This is a genomic window from Micromonospora sp. NPDC047548, assembly GCF_040642975.1.
Lineage (GTDB): Bacteria > Actinomycetota > Actinomycetes > Mycobacteriales > Micromonosporaceae > Micromonospora.
Window position 1 is genome coordinate 26,352 of sequence record NZ_JBEYTI010000001.1, and the last position, 15,017, is coordinate 41,368.

Annotated in this window: 12 protein-coding genes; 7 read left to right on the forward strand and 5 right to left on the reverse strand. The window is 75.1% G+C overall.

Annotation, left to right across the window (positions count from 1 at the left end; genetic code table 11):
* Nucleotides 1-174 precede the first annotated feature (174 nt).
* Together ABZ807_RS00120 and ABZ807_RS00125 are read right to left on the reverse strand one after the other, a co-directional pair.
* A complete protein-coding gene (locus ABZ807_RS00120) occupies nt 175-918 on the reverse strand; it encodes a metallophosphoesterase family protein (RefSeq protein WP_357150874.1) in 744 nt (247 codons plus the stop codon).
* Between the two features lie 119 nt (nt 919-1,037).
* Complete coding sequence (locus tag ABZ807_RS00125; RefSeq protein ID WP_088976469.1) at nt 1,038-1,715, reverse strand: Crp/Fnr family transcriptional regulator; 678 nt, start codon at nt 1,713-1,715, stop codon at nt 1,038-1,040.
* A 221-nt stretch (nt 1,716-1,936) separates the two neighbouring features.
* Between ABZ807_RS00125 and ABZ807_RS00130 the strand changes: the two genes are divergently transcribed.
* The 6 genes from ABZ807_RS00130 (at nt 1,937) to ABZ807_RS00155 (ending at nt 7,215) form a co-directional block, all read left to right on the forward strand.
* On the forward strand, nt 1,937-2,599 hold the full coding sequence (locus ABZ807_RS00130) for an adenosylcobinamide amidohydrolase (RefSeq protein WP_357150876.1): 663 nt from the start codon (nt 1,937-1,939) through the stop codon (nt 2,597-2,599).
* Between the two features lie 56 nt (nt 2,600-2,655).
* The gene (locus tag ABZ807_RS00135; RefSeq protein WP_357150878.1) at nt 2,656-3,813 is read left to right on the forward strand and encodes a CapA family protein; all 1,158 of its coding nucleotides are present in this window, start codon (nt 2,656-2,658) and stop codon (nt 3,811-3,813) included.
* A 61-nt stretch (nt 3,814-3,874) separates the two neighbouring features.
* Nucleotides 3,875-4,663, forward strand: coding sequence for an endonuclease III (gene nth / locus ABZ807_RS00140; protein ID WP_357150880.1), 789 nt, complete (start codon nt 3,875-3,877; stop codon nt 4,661-4,663).
* The gene (locus ABZ807_RS00145) at nt 4,660-5,286 is read left to right on the forward strand and encodes a TlpA disulfide reductase family protein (RefSeq protein ID WP_357150882.1); all 627 of its coding nucleotides are present in this window, start codon (nt 4,660-4,662) and stop codon (nt 5,284-5,286) included. Before nth ends, ABZ807_RS00145 begins: the two co-directional genes overlap by 4 nt.
* On the forward strand, nt 5,283-5,978 hold the full coding sequence (locus ABZ807_RS00150) for a CoA pyrophosphatase (protein ID WP_357150884.1): 696 nt from the start codon (nt 5,283-5,285) through the stop codon (nt 5,976-5,978). Before ABZ807_RS00145 ends, ABZ807_RS00150 begins: the two co-directional genes overlap by 4 nt.
* Before the next feature lie 58 nt (nt 5,979-6,036).
* Entirely contained in the window at nt 6,037-7,215 is a 1,179-nt protein-coding gene (locus tag ABZ807_RS00155) for a MarP family serine protease (RefSeq protein ID WP_357150886.1), read from the forward strand.
* 27 nt (nt 7,216-7,242) lie between these two features.
* On the opposite strand, the gene ABZ807_RS00160 is transcribed toward ABZ807_RS00155, so the two are convergent.
* From ABZ807_RS00160 to eccCa, 3 genes are all read right to left on the reverse strand, one after another.
* Nucleotides 7,243-8,043 carry a phosphatase PAP2 family protein gene (locus ABZ807_RS00160; RefSeq protein WP_357150888.1) on the reverse strand — a complete coding sequence of 267 codons (801 nt, stop codon included), beginning with the start codon at nt 8,041-8,043 and terminating at the stop codon, nt 7,243-7,245.
* 43 nt (nt 8,044-8,086) lie between these two features.
* Nucleotides 8,087-9,448, reverse strand: coding sequence for a type VII secretion-associated serine protease mycosin (gene mycP, locus ABZ807_RS00165; protein ID WP_357150890.1), 1,362 nt, complete (start codon nt 9,446-9,448; stop codon nt 8,087-8,089).
* Between the two features lie 75 nt (nt 9,449-9,523).
* Nucleotides 9,524-13,483, reverse strand: coding sequence for a type VII secretion protein EccCa (gene eccCa / locus ABZ807_RS00170; protein WP_357150892.1), 3,960 nt, complete (start codon nt 13,481-13,483; stop codon nt 9,524-9,526).
* A gap of 100 nt (nt 13,484-13,583) precedes the next feature.
* Here eccCa and eccD point away from each other — a divergent pair, with 100 nt between their 5' ends.
* Entirely contained in the window at nt 13,584-14,984 is a 1,401-nt protein-coding gene (gene eccD, locus ABZ807_RS00175; RefSeq protein ID WP_357150894.1) for a type VII secretion integral membrane protein EccD, read from the forward strand.
* Nucleotides 14,985-15,017: the final 33 nt, after the last annotated feature.

Below are 15,017 nucleotides of genomic sequence, written 5' to 3' on the forward strand. Positions count from 1 at the left end.
AAGGACCCGCAAGTGGCCAGGCCATGGGCGCCTTTCGGCCGTCGTCCCGGCAAGCCCCGGCCGTCGTCCTGGCCAGGCCACCGAGGAGCCGTCCCGCAGAGGCCATTGCGCCGGCTGTCCCGGTGGGCCTACGGCGACCCACCATCCACCGGGGGACCGAGGCCCAGCGGGAGGTCAGCGGCCGTCGCGGGGGCCGAAGACGGCGAGCGCGTCGGCGTCGCTGTGCCGGGAGCGCAGGTACTCGTCGGCCCACTCGGCCGCGTCGGGGAAGCCCGACTCGGCAGCGACCCGGGCGCAGGCGGCATCCACGTCGAACGGGGTGCGACGTAGTTGCACGCCTGGGCCGAGCAGCGCCCACCAGGCCCCGGCACCGCCGTACGGCATCCCGATGCTGCCCGCGTTGACCACCAGCCGGCGGTCGGCCAGCCGGGTGTACGGCATGTGGGTGTGCCCGCAGACGACCGTGCCCACCTCGGCCGGCACCCCGGCGAGGACCTCGGCCCAGCGGCCCATCCGGGAGTCGACGAGCACCACCTCCTCGTCATCCCGGGGCGTGGCGTGGCAGAAGAGCACCAGACCGAGACCGGCCACCTCCAGGGTCACCGTCAGCGGCAGCGCCGCCAGCCGGGCCACCTGATCGTCTCGGAGTTGCCGGGCCGCCCAGTTCGAGACCGCGATCGGGGAACTCCGGCCGGCCCGGGCCTCGACCAGTTCCCGGTCGGCGTTGCCGCCCACCCAGCAGGCCCGGTCGCCGAGGCCGGCGAGCACGTCCAGCACCTCGACCGGCTGCGGGCCAGCCGCGATGTCGCCGGTGAGCACGATCAGGTCGGCGGCGGCCACGTCCGGCTCGGCCAGCACGGCCTCCAGCGCGGGCAGCGCCCCGTGGATGTCGGAGAGAACGGCCACACGTTCGAGCATGCGCCCACCGTGCCGGCCGGACGCCGCCGCTGTCGAGGAATTCTGCTCCCGGCAGACGGGCCCGGACACGACGAAGCCGGGGACTCCCTGGGGTCGTCCCTGGCCTGGTCGGCTATCGGTCAGACCCGCGCACGGCGGGCCAGGCGCTCCGGGTCGAGGATGATGATGCTCTTGCCGTCCAGCCGCAGCCAGCCCCGGGAGGCGAAGTCGGCCAGCGCCTTGTTCACGGTCTCCCGGGAGGCGCCGACGAGCTGGGCGATCTCCTCCTGGGTCAGGTCGTGGGTCACCCGCAGCACGCCGCCGTCGCGGGTGCCGAAGCGACCGGCCATCTGGAGCAGGTTCTTCGCGACCCGGCCCGGCACGTCCGTGAAGATCAGGTCGGCCAGCGAGTCGTTGGTCCGGCGGAGCCGGCGGGCCAGCACCCGCAGCAGCTGCTCGGCGATCTCGGGTCGGTTGTTCAGCCAGGGCCGCAGTGCCTGCTTGCGCAGTCGTACCAGCCGGGTGTCGGTCACCGCGGTCGCCGTGGCCGTACGCGGACCGGGGTCGAAGAGCGACAGCTCACCCACCATGTCCGACGGGCCCATCACGGCGATCAGGTTCTGCCGGCCGTCGGCCGCCCGACGCCCGACCTTGATCTTGCCCGACAGGAGGATGTAGAGACTGTCGCCGGGCTCGCCCTCGTTGAACACGACTTCGCCCTTGCGGACGTCGATCGTCTCCATCTCCTTGGCGAGCGCCTCGGCAGCCTCCGGGTCGACACCCTGGAAGATCCCGCTGCGGGCCAGTACCTCGTCCATCGCGCACCTCCGGTTGCGCGTCGCCGTCCGTCGGCCGGGTCCGCCGTCCGCTTATCCCTCGCGCGTCGCCAAGTCTAGGCGCACGTGAGCACGAATCAGAGGTGCACCCCTGGAAACTTGATCGTTGGGTTAACCTTTCCGCCCTGATCAAGGGCTAGAATCGCGCGACCGTGGCCGGGTGGTGACGAGGCGTCGCCGCCGCTGGTCGTAGGGTGACCGGCGTGCTGAGCGACCCCACCCTGACCACCCGATCCGAGGACGGGCGGGACATCCCGCTGCTGGTGTGGCGCGCCGGGGCGCCGCTGCGGGCGGCCAGCTCCGGCCCGCTCGGCGGCGGGATCGGCGTACGGAACTGGGTCGTGAACGCGACCGTGCCCATGTCGTACCACCGGGACGACCCGGCCCACCACCTGACCGCCCTGGCCGACGGCCTCGGCCTGGACGGGCCCGGGGTCGGCCTGCTCACCGGGGTGGACGTCGCGGAGGTGGTGGCCCGGGCCGACACCGGGGTGCGGGTCTGGGCGACGGTCGGGCTGGGCACGCCGGTCTGGGCCGCCGCGCCGGCCCCGGCGGCACCGGCCCAGCGCGTGGGCACGGTCAACATCGTCGTGTACGTCCCGGCGGCGCTCGGCGACGCCGCGCTGGTCAACGCCGTCGCCACGGCGACCGAGGCGAAGGCGCAGGCGATCTGGGAGCTCGGCCTGCCCGCCACCGGTACGCCCACCGACGCGGTCACCGTCCTCTGCCCGGCCGACGGTCCCGCCGAGTCCTACGGCGGTCCCCGTTCCACCTGGGGGGCCCCGCTCGCCCGCGCCGTGCACGCCGCCGTCCGCGACGGCGGGTCGGCGCCCTGCGTGCCCTGGTCCGACCGGCCAGCGGCCTGAACTTCCGTCCGATCGGCCATCGTGGCGCCGTTACCCGCCCGGTAGGGTCGCCAGCGATGCACGCTCTCGTGTTTTCCAGGACCCGCCACCGCGCCGCGCTCGCCGCCGGCGCGCTCCTCGCCGTGCTGCTCGTCGCCGGTTGCGGCACGTCGGACGACGGCGCCGCGCCGGTCTGGCAGCCCGGCGGCGGCGGGGGCGCCACCGGTTCACCGGCCCCCACCGGCGGCGGGTCCGAGCCGGCCGGTGCGGCCGTCTCGCTCTCGGCGACCGGCGACATCATCATGGGCAACGCCCCCTCCCGGCTCCCCGCCAACGGCGGGCAGGGCTTCTTCGACGAGATCTCCGACGCGCTCGACGCCGACCTGGTGATGGGCAACCTGGAGGAGCCGCTCACCGAGGACACCGGCACCGGCAAGTGCGGGGCCAACGCCACCGCCTGCTTCCAGTTCCGGGCCCCGTCCAGCTACGCCGCGCACCTCAAGCGTGCCGGCTTCCAGCTGCTCAACCAGGCCAACAACCACGGCTACGACTACGGCCCGCAGGGATACACGAACACCCAGAAGGCGCTGGAGAAGCAGGGCCTCAAGCACACTGGCGCGCCGGACCAGATCACCGTGGTGGAGGTCAAGGGCGTCAAGATCGCGGTGGCCGGCTTCTCGTCGTACCCCTGGTCGAACAGCCTGACCGACATCGACGCGGCGACGGCGGTCGTCGAGAAGGCCGCCACCCTGGCCGACATCGTCGTGGTGCAGGTGCACATGGGCGCCGAGGGCGCCGACAAGACCAAGGTCAAGCCGGGCACCGAGCTGTTCTACGGCGAGAACCGGGGCGACCCGATGAAGTTCTCGCACGCCATGATCGACGCTGGGGCGGACCTGATCGTCGGGCACGGCCCGCACGTGCTGCGCGGCATGGAGTTCTACCAGGGCCGGCTGATCGCCTACAGCCTGGGCAACTTCGCCGGCGGCGGCCGGTCGCTGAACCCGAGCGGGCGGCTCGGCTGGGGCGGCGTGCTCAAGGTGTCGCTCAAGCCGGACGGCAGCTTCGCCGGCGGCTCGTTCACCTCCACCCTGATGAACTCCGTGGGCAAGCCGACCATGGACTCCGCCGACCAGGGCCTCGGTCTGGTCAAGCAGCTCAGCCGCGCCGACTTCCCGCGTACCGGGGCCCGGTTCGACGCCGACGGCAAGATCAGCGCCCCGCAGGCCGGCTGACCCGGGCGCCGCCGGGCGTGGGCCCGGCGGGTGGTCGTCCCGGCGACGTAGGCTGGCCGGCGTGACCATCAGCTCCCCCGGCCGGGTCGAGACGGACCTCGGCCGCACCCGGCGCGCCCGGCGGATCGGCCGGGCGCTGACCGAGGCGCACCCCGACGCGCACTGTGAACTCGACCACTCCAACGCGCTGGAGCTGGCCGTCGCCACCATCCTCTCCGCGCAGTGCACCGACAAGAAGGTCAACGAGGTCACCCCGAAGCTCTTCGTCCGCTACCCGACGGCGGCGGACTACGCCGGGGCCGACCGGGCGGAGCTGGAGGAGCTGATCCGGCCGACCGGCTTCTACCGCAACAAGACCGACTCGCTGATCAAGCTGGGCCAGGCCCTGGTCGAGCGGTACGACGGCCGCGTCCCCGGCCGGCTGGCCGACCTGGTGAGCCTGCCCGGGATCGGCCGCAAGACCGCCAACGTCATCCTCGGCAACGCCTTCGACGTCCCCGGGATCACCGTCGACACCCACTTCCAGCGGCTGGTGCAGCGCTGGCGGCTCACCGCCCAGACCGATCCCGTCAAGATCGAGCACGAGATCGGCGCCCTCTTCCCCAAGCGCGAGTGGACCATGCTCTCGCACCGGATCATCTTCCACGGCCGGCGGGTCTGCCACGCCCGCAAGCCGGCCTGCGGGGCCTGCACGCTGGCGAAGCTCTGCCCGTCGTACGGGATCGGGCCGACCGAGCCGGCCGCCGCCGCGAAGCTGCTCAAGGGCCCCCGGGCCCGGGACCTCGCGGCCGCCGCCGGGGTCGACCCGGAGCTGGTGCCCCAGCAGGCCGTCGTCGCGGAGGTGCCGTGAACCGGCGCCTCGCTGCCCTGCTCGTCCCCGCGCTGCTGGCCGTCGCCGGCTGCACCGCCACCGGGCCGGGCAGCGCCACCGCCCCGACCGGCCGGGCCGAACGCCCCTCGCCGTTCGCCGACTGCGCGACGCTGACCCGCCCGCCGGCCGCGACCGGTGCCGCCACGGCGGGTGCCTCGGCGGGCGGCCCGGGTGCCGGGGCGCTGCTGCCCGAGCTGACCCTCTCCTGCTTCACCGGCGGCGCGCCGGTGGCGCTGCGTGACGTCCGCGGCCCCGCCGTGGTCAACGTCTGGGCCTCCTGGTGCCCGCCCTGCCGCAAGGAACTGCCCGCCTTCCAGCGGCTCAGCGAGCGTACGACCGGCAAGCTCCAGGTGGTCGGCGTCAACAGCCGGGACAGCCGGGCCGCCGCCCAGTCCATCGGCGAGGACTTCGGCATCCGCTTCCCCGTGCTGTTCGACCAGGGCGAGGCGCTGCAACGGGAGCTGGGGCGCAACGCCGTCCCGCTGACCCTCCTCGTCGACGCGCAGGGCCGGGTACGCCACACCGACGCCACGGGCGCCCTCGACGACGCCCGCCTCGCGGCGCTGGTCAGGCAGCACCTCGGCCTGGAGGTGCCCGGGTGACCCGCCCGCCGGCCTGGATCGACCCGCTGCTGGGCCGGCTCGGCACCGCCCGGGCCGAGGACTTCACCCGGCTGACCACCCCCGAGGAGGGCGGCCGGGAGAGCGCCGTGCTGGTGCTGCTCGGCGAGGAGTTGGACGTCGGCCCGGACGTGCTGGTGCTCCAGCGGGCCGCGACCCTGCGCAACCACGCCGGCCAGCCGGCCTTCCCGGGTGGCGCGGCCGACCCGGAGGACGCCGACGCCCCCGCTACCGCCCTGCGCGAGGCGAACGAGGAGGTCGGCCTCGACCCGGCCAGCGTGACCGTCCTGGCCGAGCTGCCCAGGCTGTGGATCCCGGTCAGCGACTTCGTGGTGACCCCGGTGCTGGCCTGGTGGCACTCGCCCCACCCGGTGCACCCCCGGGAGCTGGCCGAGGTCGCGCACGTCGCCCGGCTGCCCGTCGCCGAGTTGGTCGACCCGGAGAACCGGATGCGGGTACGCCACCCGAGCGGCTGGATCGGGCCGGCCTTCTCCGTGCGGGGCATGCTGGTCTGGGGCTTCACCGCCGGGGTGCTCGCCACCCTGCTGGAGATGGGGGGCTGGGACCGCCCCTGGCCGCGCGGCCGGGTGGTCGAGCTGCCGTCCGTCGGGGCCGCCCCGGCGCCCTCCGCCGGCACCGACGAGGTCGACGAGATGGCCGGTCCGCTGACCTGACCGTCACGTTCCGCAAGCGTAGCGCCGCCATCGTGCCCGGTGCCCGTACCCTTGACGCGTGTCCGTCGTGGATCTCGTCCTGCTCCTGCTCATGCTCGTGTTCGCGATCAGCGGATACCGGCAGGGCTTCGCCATCGGGGCGCTGTCGCTCTCCGGCTTCTTCCTGGGCGCGCTCCTCGGCCTCCAGGTCGGCCCGATGTTCGCCCGGCAGTTCGTCGCCAGCGGCACCCGGGTGCTGATCTCCCTGGTCGCCGTCTTCGGGTTGGCCGTGCTCGGGCAGGCCCTCGCCGGCTGGCTCGGCTCCCACCTGCGCAGGACGATCACCAACGACGTGGCGAAGCGGGTCGACGACATCGGCGGGGCCCTGGTCTCGCTCTTCGCCGTGATGCTGGTGGCCTGGCTGGTTGCCGTCCCGCTGGGCTCCTCCTCGCTGCCCTGGCTGGCCGCCTCGGTCAAGAACAGCGCGCTGCTGACCGTGGTCGACGCGGTCCTGCCCGACCGGGCCCAGAAGCTCTCCACCGCACTGCGGGACACGGTCGACACGAACGGCTTCCCGGAGGTCTTCAACGGCCTCGGCCGCACCCGGGCGCGGCAGGTGTCCCCGCCCGACCCGGCGCTGGCCGGCTCCCAGGTGGTGGCGAACAGCCAGCGCTCGGTGGTCAAGGTGCTGGGCTCCGCGCCGAGCTGCGCGCGTCGCATCGAGGGCTCCGGCTTCGTGTACGCCGACGACCGGGTGATGACCAACGCGCACGTCGTGGCCGGCACCCGCTCCGTCGCGGTGGAGTTGCGCGGCGAGCGGTACGACGGCGAGGTGGTCGTCTACGACCCGGACCGCGACCTCGCCGTGCTGCACGTGCCGGGGCTGCCCGGCCCGTCCCTGCGCTTCGCCGCCGGGCAGGCCGGCACCGGCGCGGACGCCATCGTGCTGGGCTTCCCCCTCGACGGCCCGTACGACGCCCGCCCGGCGCGGATCCGCGACGTGGACCGGATCCCCGGACCGAACATCTACTCCTCGCGCGACGTGAACCGGGAGATCTACACCATTCGGGCGCTGGTCCGCAGCGGCAACTCGGGCGGTCCGCTGGTCTCCTCGAACGGCTTGGTGCTCGGCGTGATCTTCGCGGCCGCCGCGGACGACCCGAACACCGGCTTCGCGGTCACTGCGGCGGAGGCGCGGCCGGTGGCGCTGGCTGGCGCGGAGCGTACCCGTGGGGTGGGCACGGGCGACTGCACCTGAGCCCCGCCGCGGCGCGGCGGCCCGGAACTACGCGTCGGGTCCGTCCGGGTCGTCGGCCAGCTCCGGTTCCACGCCCTCGATGGTGGGTCGGGCCGAGGGCCGGCCGGTCCGCTCCCGCCAGGTGCTGAACGCGGCGGAGGTCGCCGCCACCACCGCCACCCCGAGCAGCCAGCCGCCCAGCACGTCGCTGGTCCAGTGCACGCCGAGCGCCACCCGGCTCAGCCCGGTCACCCCGGCGACCAGCACCGCCGCCGCCCAGAGCGCGACGCGCGCCGCCGTCCGGCCCCGGGCGTACGGCAGGAAGACCAGCAGCAGCACCCCGGCGGCCAGGGTGGCGTTCAAAGTGTGCCCGGACGGGAAGGAGAACCCGGCCGCCCGGGCCACCGGGTCGAGCAGGTCCGGGCGGCCCCGGCCGACCAGCAGTTTGAGCAGCGCGCCGAGCAGCCCGCCGACGGCCATCGTGGTGACCACCCAGAGCGCCAGCCGCCGCGCCCGGCGGACCCACAGCCAGACCACCACCACCCCCGCCGCCACCCGCAGCGGACCCGGGGCGAAGACGTTGGTCCACAGGTTCATCGCCCGCACCCAGCCGGGGTGGTCGAGGGCGTAGCGGTGCAGCGCGCCGGTCACCGCCGCGTCCAGGTCGTGCAGCGGCGGCCAGGCACCCACCACCAGCACGGCCAGCAGCGCGAACGGCACCAGCACCAGGAACGCCGCCGCCGAGGCCAGGGTCAGCCGCAGACCCAGCGAGTGTTCGCGGTCCAGGCGGCGGTCCCGCCAGGCTCGGGCCGACGGGCGGACGGAGGTGCGCGGACCGGGGAAGCTCATGGGGTCAGCACCTACCCTGCGGCGCGGCGGATCAGGTCGGGGGTCAGCGGCCCCACAGCCGGAGCCGGCGGATCATCAGCGCGGTGCCGGTGACCAGGGCGACCAGGATGGCCACGCCCGCCCAGAACCGGCGCGGCGCGGTGTCGTCCTCCCCGCCGGCCGGCTGCGCCGACCAGCGGGTGTGCTGCCGGGGCGCGGTGAAGCCGAGCGGGTCGGAGCCGGTGCCCCCGGCCCGGGCGTCGTCGTCCGATCCGGGCGCCGCGCCGAAGCCGACCACGCCGGGGGAGGTCTGGTCGTCCAGCGGGTTGCGGTGCACCAGCGGCACGTCCGCGGTCAACGCGGCCACCGGGTCGACCAGGCCGTACCCGAAGCGGTCGTCCCGGCCGGTGGGGCCGATGTCCTTCGCGGTGACCAGCAGCCGGTTGACCACGTCGCCGGCGGACATCTCCGGGAACCGGGCGCGGACCAACGCGGCGGTGGCCGCGACCAGCGGCGCGGCGAAGCTGGTGCCCTGCACGCCCCAGTAGCCGGCGGGGGGTCGGGCGCCGACCAGGCGGGTGGCCGGCGCGGTGAGGGTGGTGGCGTGCCCGGTGATCGAGCCGGACCAGAGGTTCTCGCTGCTGCCCTCCAGCCCGGCCACGGCGATCACGCCGGGCTCCCGGGCCGGGTACCAGACCTCGGAGCTGGACGAGGTGGCGACGTTGCCGGTGCAGGCCACCACGACCACGTCCCGGGCGAAGGCGTAGTCGAGCGCGGCGGCCAGCGCCGGGCTGTCGCCGCTGCCACCCAGGGACAGGTTGATCACGCGGGCGCCGTTGTCGACCGCCCAGCGCACCCCCTTGGCGACGATCATCGCGTCGTCGTAGCGGTTCTCGTCGTCGAGCACCCGGACCGGCAGGATGCGGGCGTCCGGGGCCAGCCCGGCCACGCCTTTGCGGTCGTCGTTGCGCCCGGCGATCAGGCTGGCCACCGTGGTGCCGTGGCCCACCGGGTCCGGCTCGTCGGCGTCGGTGGAGGAGACCAGGTCGATGCCGGGCAGCACCTGGCCGGCCAGATCCGGGTGGGAGCCGTCCACCCCGGAATCGATCACCGCGACCGTGACCCCCCGGCCGGTGGAGGTGCTCCAGGCGGTGCCGGCCCGCAATTCGTCGAGCTGCCACTGGTCGTCGCGGAACCGGTCGGCCCGGGCGATGGTCTCCACCGGGGAGAACTCCGGCTCAGCCAGCGGTGTGCCGGCGAGCGGCGCGGCGACGGCGACCGCCCGGGGTGCGGCGGCCGACACCGGTGGCGGCACCGCGCCGACCACCGTCACGGCGCTTGCCGCGACACCGAGCAGCGCCCGCCCGGCGAACCGGTGCAGCGCGGTCGGGGAGCCGTGCCGAACCCTGGTCACATCCTCCGCCATTCATCGTCCATGACACGTGCTGCTCGGCAGATTACCGGTTTTCCCCGCCGTGACGGGACGTTCCGCCGGACATGCTCACGGTGGGGGCAGATGGGCCAACTGGACCAGACGTACGCCCTCACGTCGGGTGACCAGGCGTCCGCGCCCCGGCGGCAGCGGCCCGGGCCGGACCTGACCGACCAGCGGTCCCTCGTCCGGGCTGCCGCTCATCACCAGTCCGGCGGTGGAGAGCTCGCGGAGCCGCTGCACGATCGGCTCGTACTGGGCCCGGGCGGCGCCGCCGGAACGGCGGACCAGCACCAGGTGCAGCCCGATGTCGCGGGCCTGGGGCAGGTGCTCCTCCAGTGCGCGCAGCGGGTTCGCCGGTCCGCTGGACACCAGGTCGTAGTCGTCGACCAGCACGAACAGCTCCGGCCCGGACCACCAGGACCGCTCCCGCAGCTGCGCCGGGGTCACCTCCGGCCCGGGCAGCCGGGCCTGCATGTACCCGGCCACCGACTCGACCAGTTCGGCGGTGTGCGCGGCGGCGCTGCCGTACCCGATGACGTGCGGCAGGCCGTTGAGGCTGTACAGGCTGCGCCGGTAGTCGACCACGATGATCCGGGCCTGCTCCGGGGTGAACCGGCCGATGATCGAGGTGGCCAGCGCGCGCAGGAACGAGGACTTGCCGCACTCCGCGTCGCCGAAGACCACGAAGTGCGGCTCGGTGGCGAAGTCCACCGCCACCGGGCGCAGGTCCGCCTCGGCCACGCCGATCGGAAAGGCCAGCCCGGTGGCGGCGGAGGTGTCCAGGTCGGCGAAGGGGAGCACCGGCGGGAGCAGCCGTACCCGGGGGGCAGGCGGGCCGGACCACGCGCCGGCGACCGCCTTGACCAGGTCGGTCGTCTCCGCCCCGGCCAGCTGGGGCAGCGCGGTGAGGAAGTGCAGGCTCTGCGCGGTGATGCCCCGGCCGGGTGACTTCTCCGGTACGGCCGCCGCCGCGACCCGCTTCACCACCGAGTCCGACGGGTCGCCGAGGCGCAGCTCGAGGCGGGAGCCGAACAGGTCCCGAATGGCCGGGCGGAAGTCCATCCAGCGGATCGCGCTCGCCACCACGTGCACCCCGTACGACAGGCCGCGGGTGGCCAGGTCGGTGACCAGCGGCTCCAGGTCGTCGTACTCGCCGCGCAGGGTGGCCCAGCCGTCGACGACCAGGAAGACGTCGCCGAACGGGTCGACGGTGGGCTGCCCGGCCGCCGCCAGCGCGGACCGGCGCTGCCGCCAGGCGGCCATGGACTCGACGCCCAGCTCGGCGAAGCGACGCTCCCGCTCGGTGAGCAGGGTGGCGATCTCGCCGATGGTCCGGCGCACCGCCGTCGGGTCGGACCGGCCCGCGACCCCGCCGACGTGCGGCAGGTCGCGCAGCGCGGCGAGCCCGCCGCCGCCGAAGTCCAGACAGTAGACCTGCGCCTCGGCCGGGGTGTGGGTGAGCGCCAGCGCGCAGATCAGCGTCCGGAGCAGGTGCGACTTGCCGCTCTGCGGCCCGCCGACCACGGCGACGTGCCCGGCTGCGCCGTCCAGCGCCAGCCAGAGCAGGTCGCGGCGCTGCTCGAAGGGCTTGTCCACCACGGCCACCGGCACCTGGAGCGCGCCGTGCAGCTCCGGGTTGGCGACGGTGAGGCCGCGCTGCGGGTCGGCGGCGGCCGGCCCGAGCAGCTCGTCCAGCGCGGGCGCCCGGTCGAGCGGGGGCAGCCAGACCTGGTGTGCGGGCGGGCCCTGCCCGGCGAGCCGGCCGACCAGCACGTCCAGCAGGTTCTCGGTCTCCTCCTCGACGGCCGGCAGCGCCGGGGGGGCCGGCTCCGGCACCGGCACCAGGTGGGTGGAGAAGGTGAGCAGCCGGGTGGCGCCGCCCGCGCCGCCGCCGGCCGCCCCGCCGCGCCGGCGGACCGGCCCGGAGACGTACGCGGCCTTGAACCGGACCAACGGGTCGGTGCCGGCGCGCAGGTAGCCGTTCCCGGGGGAACGGGGCAGCTCGTGCGCGTCGGGCACCCCGAGCACCGTCCGGGACTCCAGCGCCGAGAAGGTGCGCAACCCGATCCGGTACGACAGGTGGGTGTCGAGTCCCCGTAGCCGCCCCTCTTCCAAGCGCTGGCTGGCGAGCAGCAGGTGCACGCCGAGCGACCGGCCCAGCCGTCCGATCTGGACGAACAGGTCGATGAAGTCGGGCTTGGCGGAGAGCAGCTCGGAGAACTCGTCGCAGATCAGCAGCAGCGACGGCAGCGGGGCCAGCGGGGTGCCGGCGGCTCGGGCCCGCTCGTAGTCGCGCCGGCTGGCGAAGTTCCCGGCCCGGCGCAGCAGCTCCTGGCGGCGCATCAGCTCGCCGTTGATGGCGTCCACCATCCGGTCGACCAGCGGCAGCGCGTCGGCCAGGTTGGTGATCACGGCGGCGGTGTGCGGCAGCCGGTCGAAGGAGGCGAAGGTGGCACCGCCCTTGAAGTCGACCAGCACGAAGTTGAGCTGTTCCGAGCTGTGCGTGGCGGCCAGCCCGAGCACCAGGGTGCGCAGCAGCTCCGACTTGCCGGACCCGGTCGCGCCGATCAGCAGCCCGTGCGGACCCATGCCGTCCTGCGCCGATTCCTTCAGGTCCAGGTCGATCGCGCCACCGTCGGCACCCACCCCGATCGGCACCCGCAGCCGGTCCCGCCCGGAGCGGGGCGCCCAGCCCTGCTCGGCTGTGAAGCCCTCCGGGTCGCCGATGCCGAGCAGCTCGGGCAGGCCCAGCTCGGCTCCGGGCGTGGCCTCGCCCCCGCGTACGGTGGTGGCGAGCCGCAGCGGCGCGAGCCGCCGGGCCACCGCCTCGGCGTCTGCGACCTCCAGCCGGTCGGCGGTGCCCACCTCGGCGTGCCCGTCGGCCGACCGGGAGTGCAGCCGGTCGCCGCGCAACTCCAGCAGGAGGGCGAAGCGGTCGAGCAGCCGCGGCGGCGGGGTGTCCAGGTCGATGAGGGTGACCGCGTCGATGCCGCCGTCCCCGGTCAGGTCGGTCGCCCCGGTCAGGTCGCCGCCGTCGAGCAGGACCACCAGGTGCGGCCCGTCGGTGGCCGGCCCGGCCGGACTGAACCGGGACCGGCTGGCCAGCACTTCGTCGAGCAGCCGTTCCAGGTCGGCGGCGGAGCTGGTGACCAGGCGGACCGGGCCGAGCGCATCGGTGCGGCCGGGGTGGTGGGCGTGCGGCAGCCATTTCACCCACTCCCAGAGCGCCCGGCGCTCCGGCCCGGCGCAGACCGCGATGAGCAGTTCGTCCGGGGCGTGGAAGACGGCCAACTGGGTGAGCATGGCCCGGGCCAGCGCCTGGGCGGTGGGCGAGCCGGTGCCGGGGCGCACGTCGGTCGGGACCGCGTCGCCCCGGATGAAGACCCGGGCGAAGCTGCGCAGCGACAGCGCCACCGGCAGGTCCGGCACCACCGAGTACGCGTCGAGGAAGCGCCGCAGCGCCCCGGCGGTCATCGGTTCCAGCTCCTCCAGCGGCCGGGTGACCGGAGGGATCAGTGGGGTGGCCAGGGTCTGCGGGCCGACGGCGACCCGGACCACCGCGAAGTCCGGGTCGCCCGGCCGGCGCTCCCAGACCCGGTGGCTGCCGACGGTCGACCAGAGCCGGCCCGGGTCGGGGTGCCGGTAGTAGAGTCCGGCCCGCTGCTGCCCGGCGGTCTGCCGGACCCGGCGGCGCAGCGCGGTCAGGTGCCGCAGGTACTCGCGGCGGGCGGCCATCATCTCCGACTTCTTCGGGGTGCCGGAGGCGCTGCCCCAGGAGGTCACCAGCATCGCCACCGAGGAGAGCCCGAACATCCCGCCCACCACGTACGAGTAGGCGCCGCCGCCGCGGCCGAACATCATCGCCATCGCCACCGTGCCGCCCAGCATGGGCAGCACCATCAGCGCCTGCTGCCAGCGACCGCCGGTCACCGCGGGGATCTCCGGCGGCGCCTCGACGGGCAGTTCGCCGACCGGTATCTCCGGTGCCGGACGGCGCGGTGGCCGCTTGATGACGACAGTGGACACTGGGCCTTCCGATGGCGCTCGGTAACCCGAGCCTGGCTCATGGTAGGTAAAGTCCTGTCGTCCGTCAGCCACCGCTCCCGCTCGATATGGAGATCAGTCGATGACCACCGGGCTGGCCAGGGTCACCATCAGCGCTCCACAACGACGCGTCGACGTGGCCCTGCCGGAGCAGGTTCCCCTCGCCGAGCTGCTGCCGGAGGTGCTGCGGCACGCCGGCGAAGGGCTGGCCGACGACGGCGAGCGGCACGGCGGATGGGTGCTGCGCCGCACCGACGGCGCGGTGCTGGCGACCGCGCAGGCGCTGCTGCCCCAGGGGGTGCGCGACGGCGAGGTGCTGCACCTCGTCCCGGCCCGGGCCGAGTGGCCCGAGCTGGAGTACGACGACGTGGTCGAGGCGATCGCCGACGGCGCCCGCCGACGCGGCAGCGCGTGGTCGCCCGGTGCCACCTGGGCCGCCACCCTCGCCGGCGCGGGCGTGCCCCTCGCCGTCGGGCTGGTCGCCGTCCTGGCCGGCGGGCCGCAGCACCGCGCCGGCTGGCCCCTCGCGGTCACCGTCGCGCTGCTGCTCGTGCTCGCCGGCACGGTCGCCTCCCGGGCGTACGGGGACGGCCCGACCGGCGCGACCCTCGGCGGGTACGCGCTGCCGTACGCCGCCGCGGCCGGCGCCCTCGCGGTCAGCTCCGGCGACCCGGTCGGCCCGTTCCGGCCGCTGCCCTGGCTGGGCGCCCCCGAACTGCTGGCCGGCGCGGTGGCGCTGCTGCTGGTGTCGGTGCTCGGCCTGCTCGGCACCGCCACCCGGCTACGGGTCTTCGTAGGCGGCGCGACGGTCGGCGCGGTCGGCGCGCCGGCCGCCCTCGGTGGGCTCCTGCTCGGCCCGGCCGGCACCGCGGCGGCGCTGCTCTGCGTGCTGGTCTTCGCCCTCGGCGGGCTGCCGCTGCTGGCGATCCGGCTCGGCAAGATGCCGCTGCCGCCGATCACCCTGCCCGCCGGCCCGACCGGCGGCCCCGACGGCGTCCGGGACCTGCCCGACCGGGCCCGGGTGCACGCGGCGGTGGCCCGGGCCGAGGAGATGCTGACCGGGATGCTGATCGGGCACGCCGGACTGGTGCTCGGCGCCGCGCTGGTGCTCGGCGTCACCGGCGGCCTGGCCGGGCGGCTGCTGGTGGCGGTCGTCTCGGCGGTGCTGCTGCTGCGCTCCCGGCTCTTCGTGGCGGTCCGCCACCGGGTGCCGCCCGTGCTGGCCGGGCTGGCCGGGTTCGCGGTGCTCGGCGTGGTGCTGGCCGTCGGGGCCGGTGACGCCGGGCTGCTGGCGCTGACCGCGGGCGGGCTGCTGGTGGCGCTCATCGCCGTGGCGGCCGGCACCACGTACGCCCGGCGGCCGGTGTCGCCGTACCTCGGTCGGGTGGCCGACCTGACCGACACGGCGCTGGTGGTCTCCGTGGTGCCGGTGGCCTGCGCGGTGCTGGGCCTCTACGACGCCGCCTGGGGCCTGCTGGGCTGAGGAGACGACGAAGGGCCCGGCAGCGAGCCCGGG

Excerpts from the sequence above, each read along its gene's own strand:
- mycP (WP_357150890.1), bottom strand. The coding sequence starts at position 9,448 with ATGGCGGAGGATGTGACCAGGGTTCGGCACGGCTCCCCGACCGCGCTG.
- ABZ807_RS00135 (WP_357150878.1), top strand. The coding sequence starts at position 2,656 with ATGCACGCTCTCGTGTTTTCCAGGACCCGCCACCGCGCCGCGCTCGCC.
- ABZ807_RS00160 (WP_357150888.1), bottom strand. The coding sequence starts at position 8,043 with ATGAGCTTCCCCGGTCCGCGCACCTCCGTCCGCCCGTCGGCCCGAGCC.
- eccD (WP_357150894.1), top strand. The coding sequence starts at position 13,584 with ATGACCACCGGGCTGGCCAGGGTCACCATCAGCGCTCCACAACGACGC.
- ABZ807_RS00120 (WP_357150874.1), bottom strand. The coding sequence starts at position 918 with ATGCTCGAACGTGTGGCCGTTCTCTCCGACATCCACGGGGCGCTGCCC.
- ABZ807_RS00125 (WP_088976469.1), bottom strand. The coding sequence starts at position 1,715 with ATGGACGAGGTACTGGCCCGCAGCGGGATCTTCCAGGGTGTCGACCCG.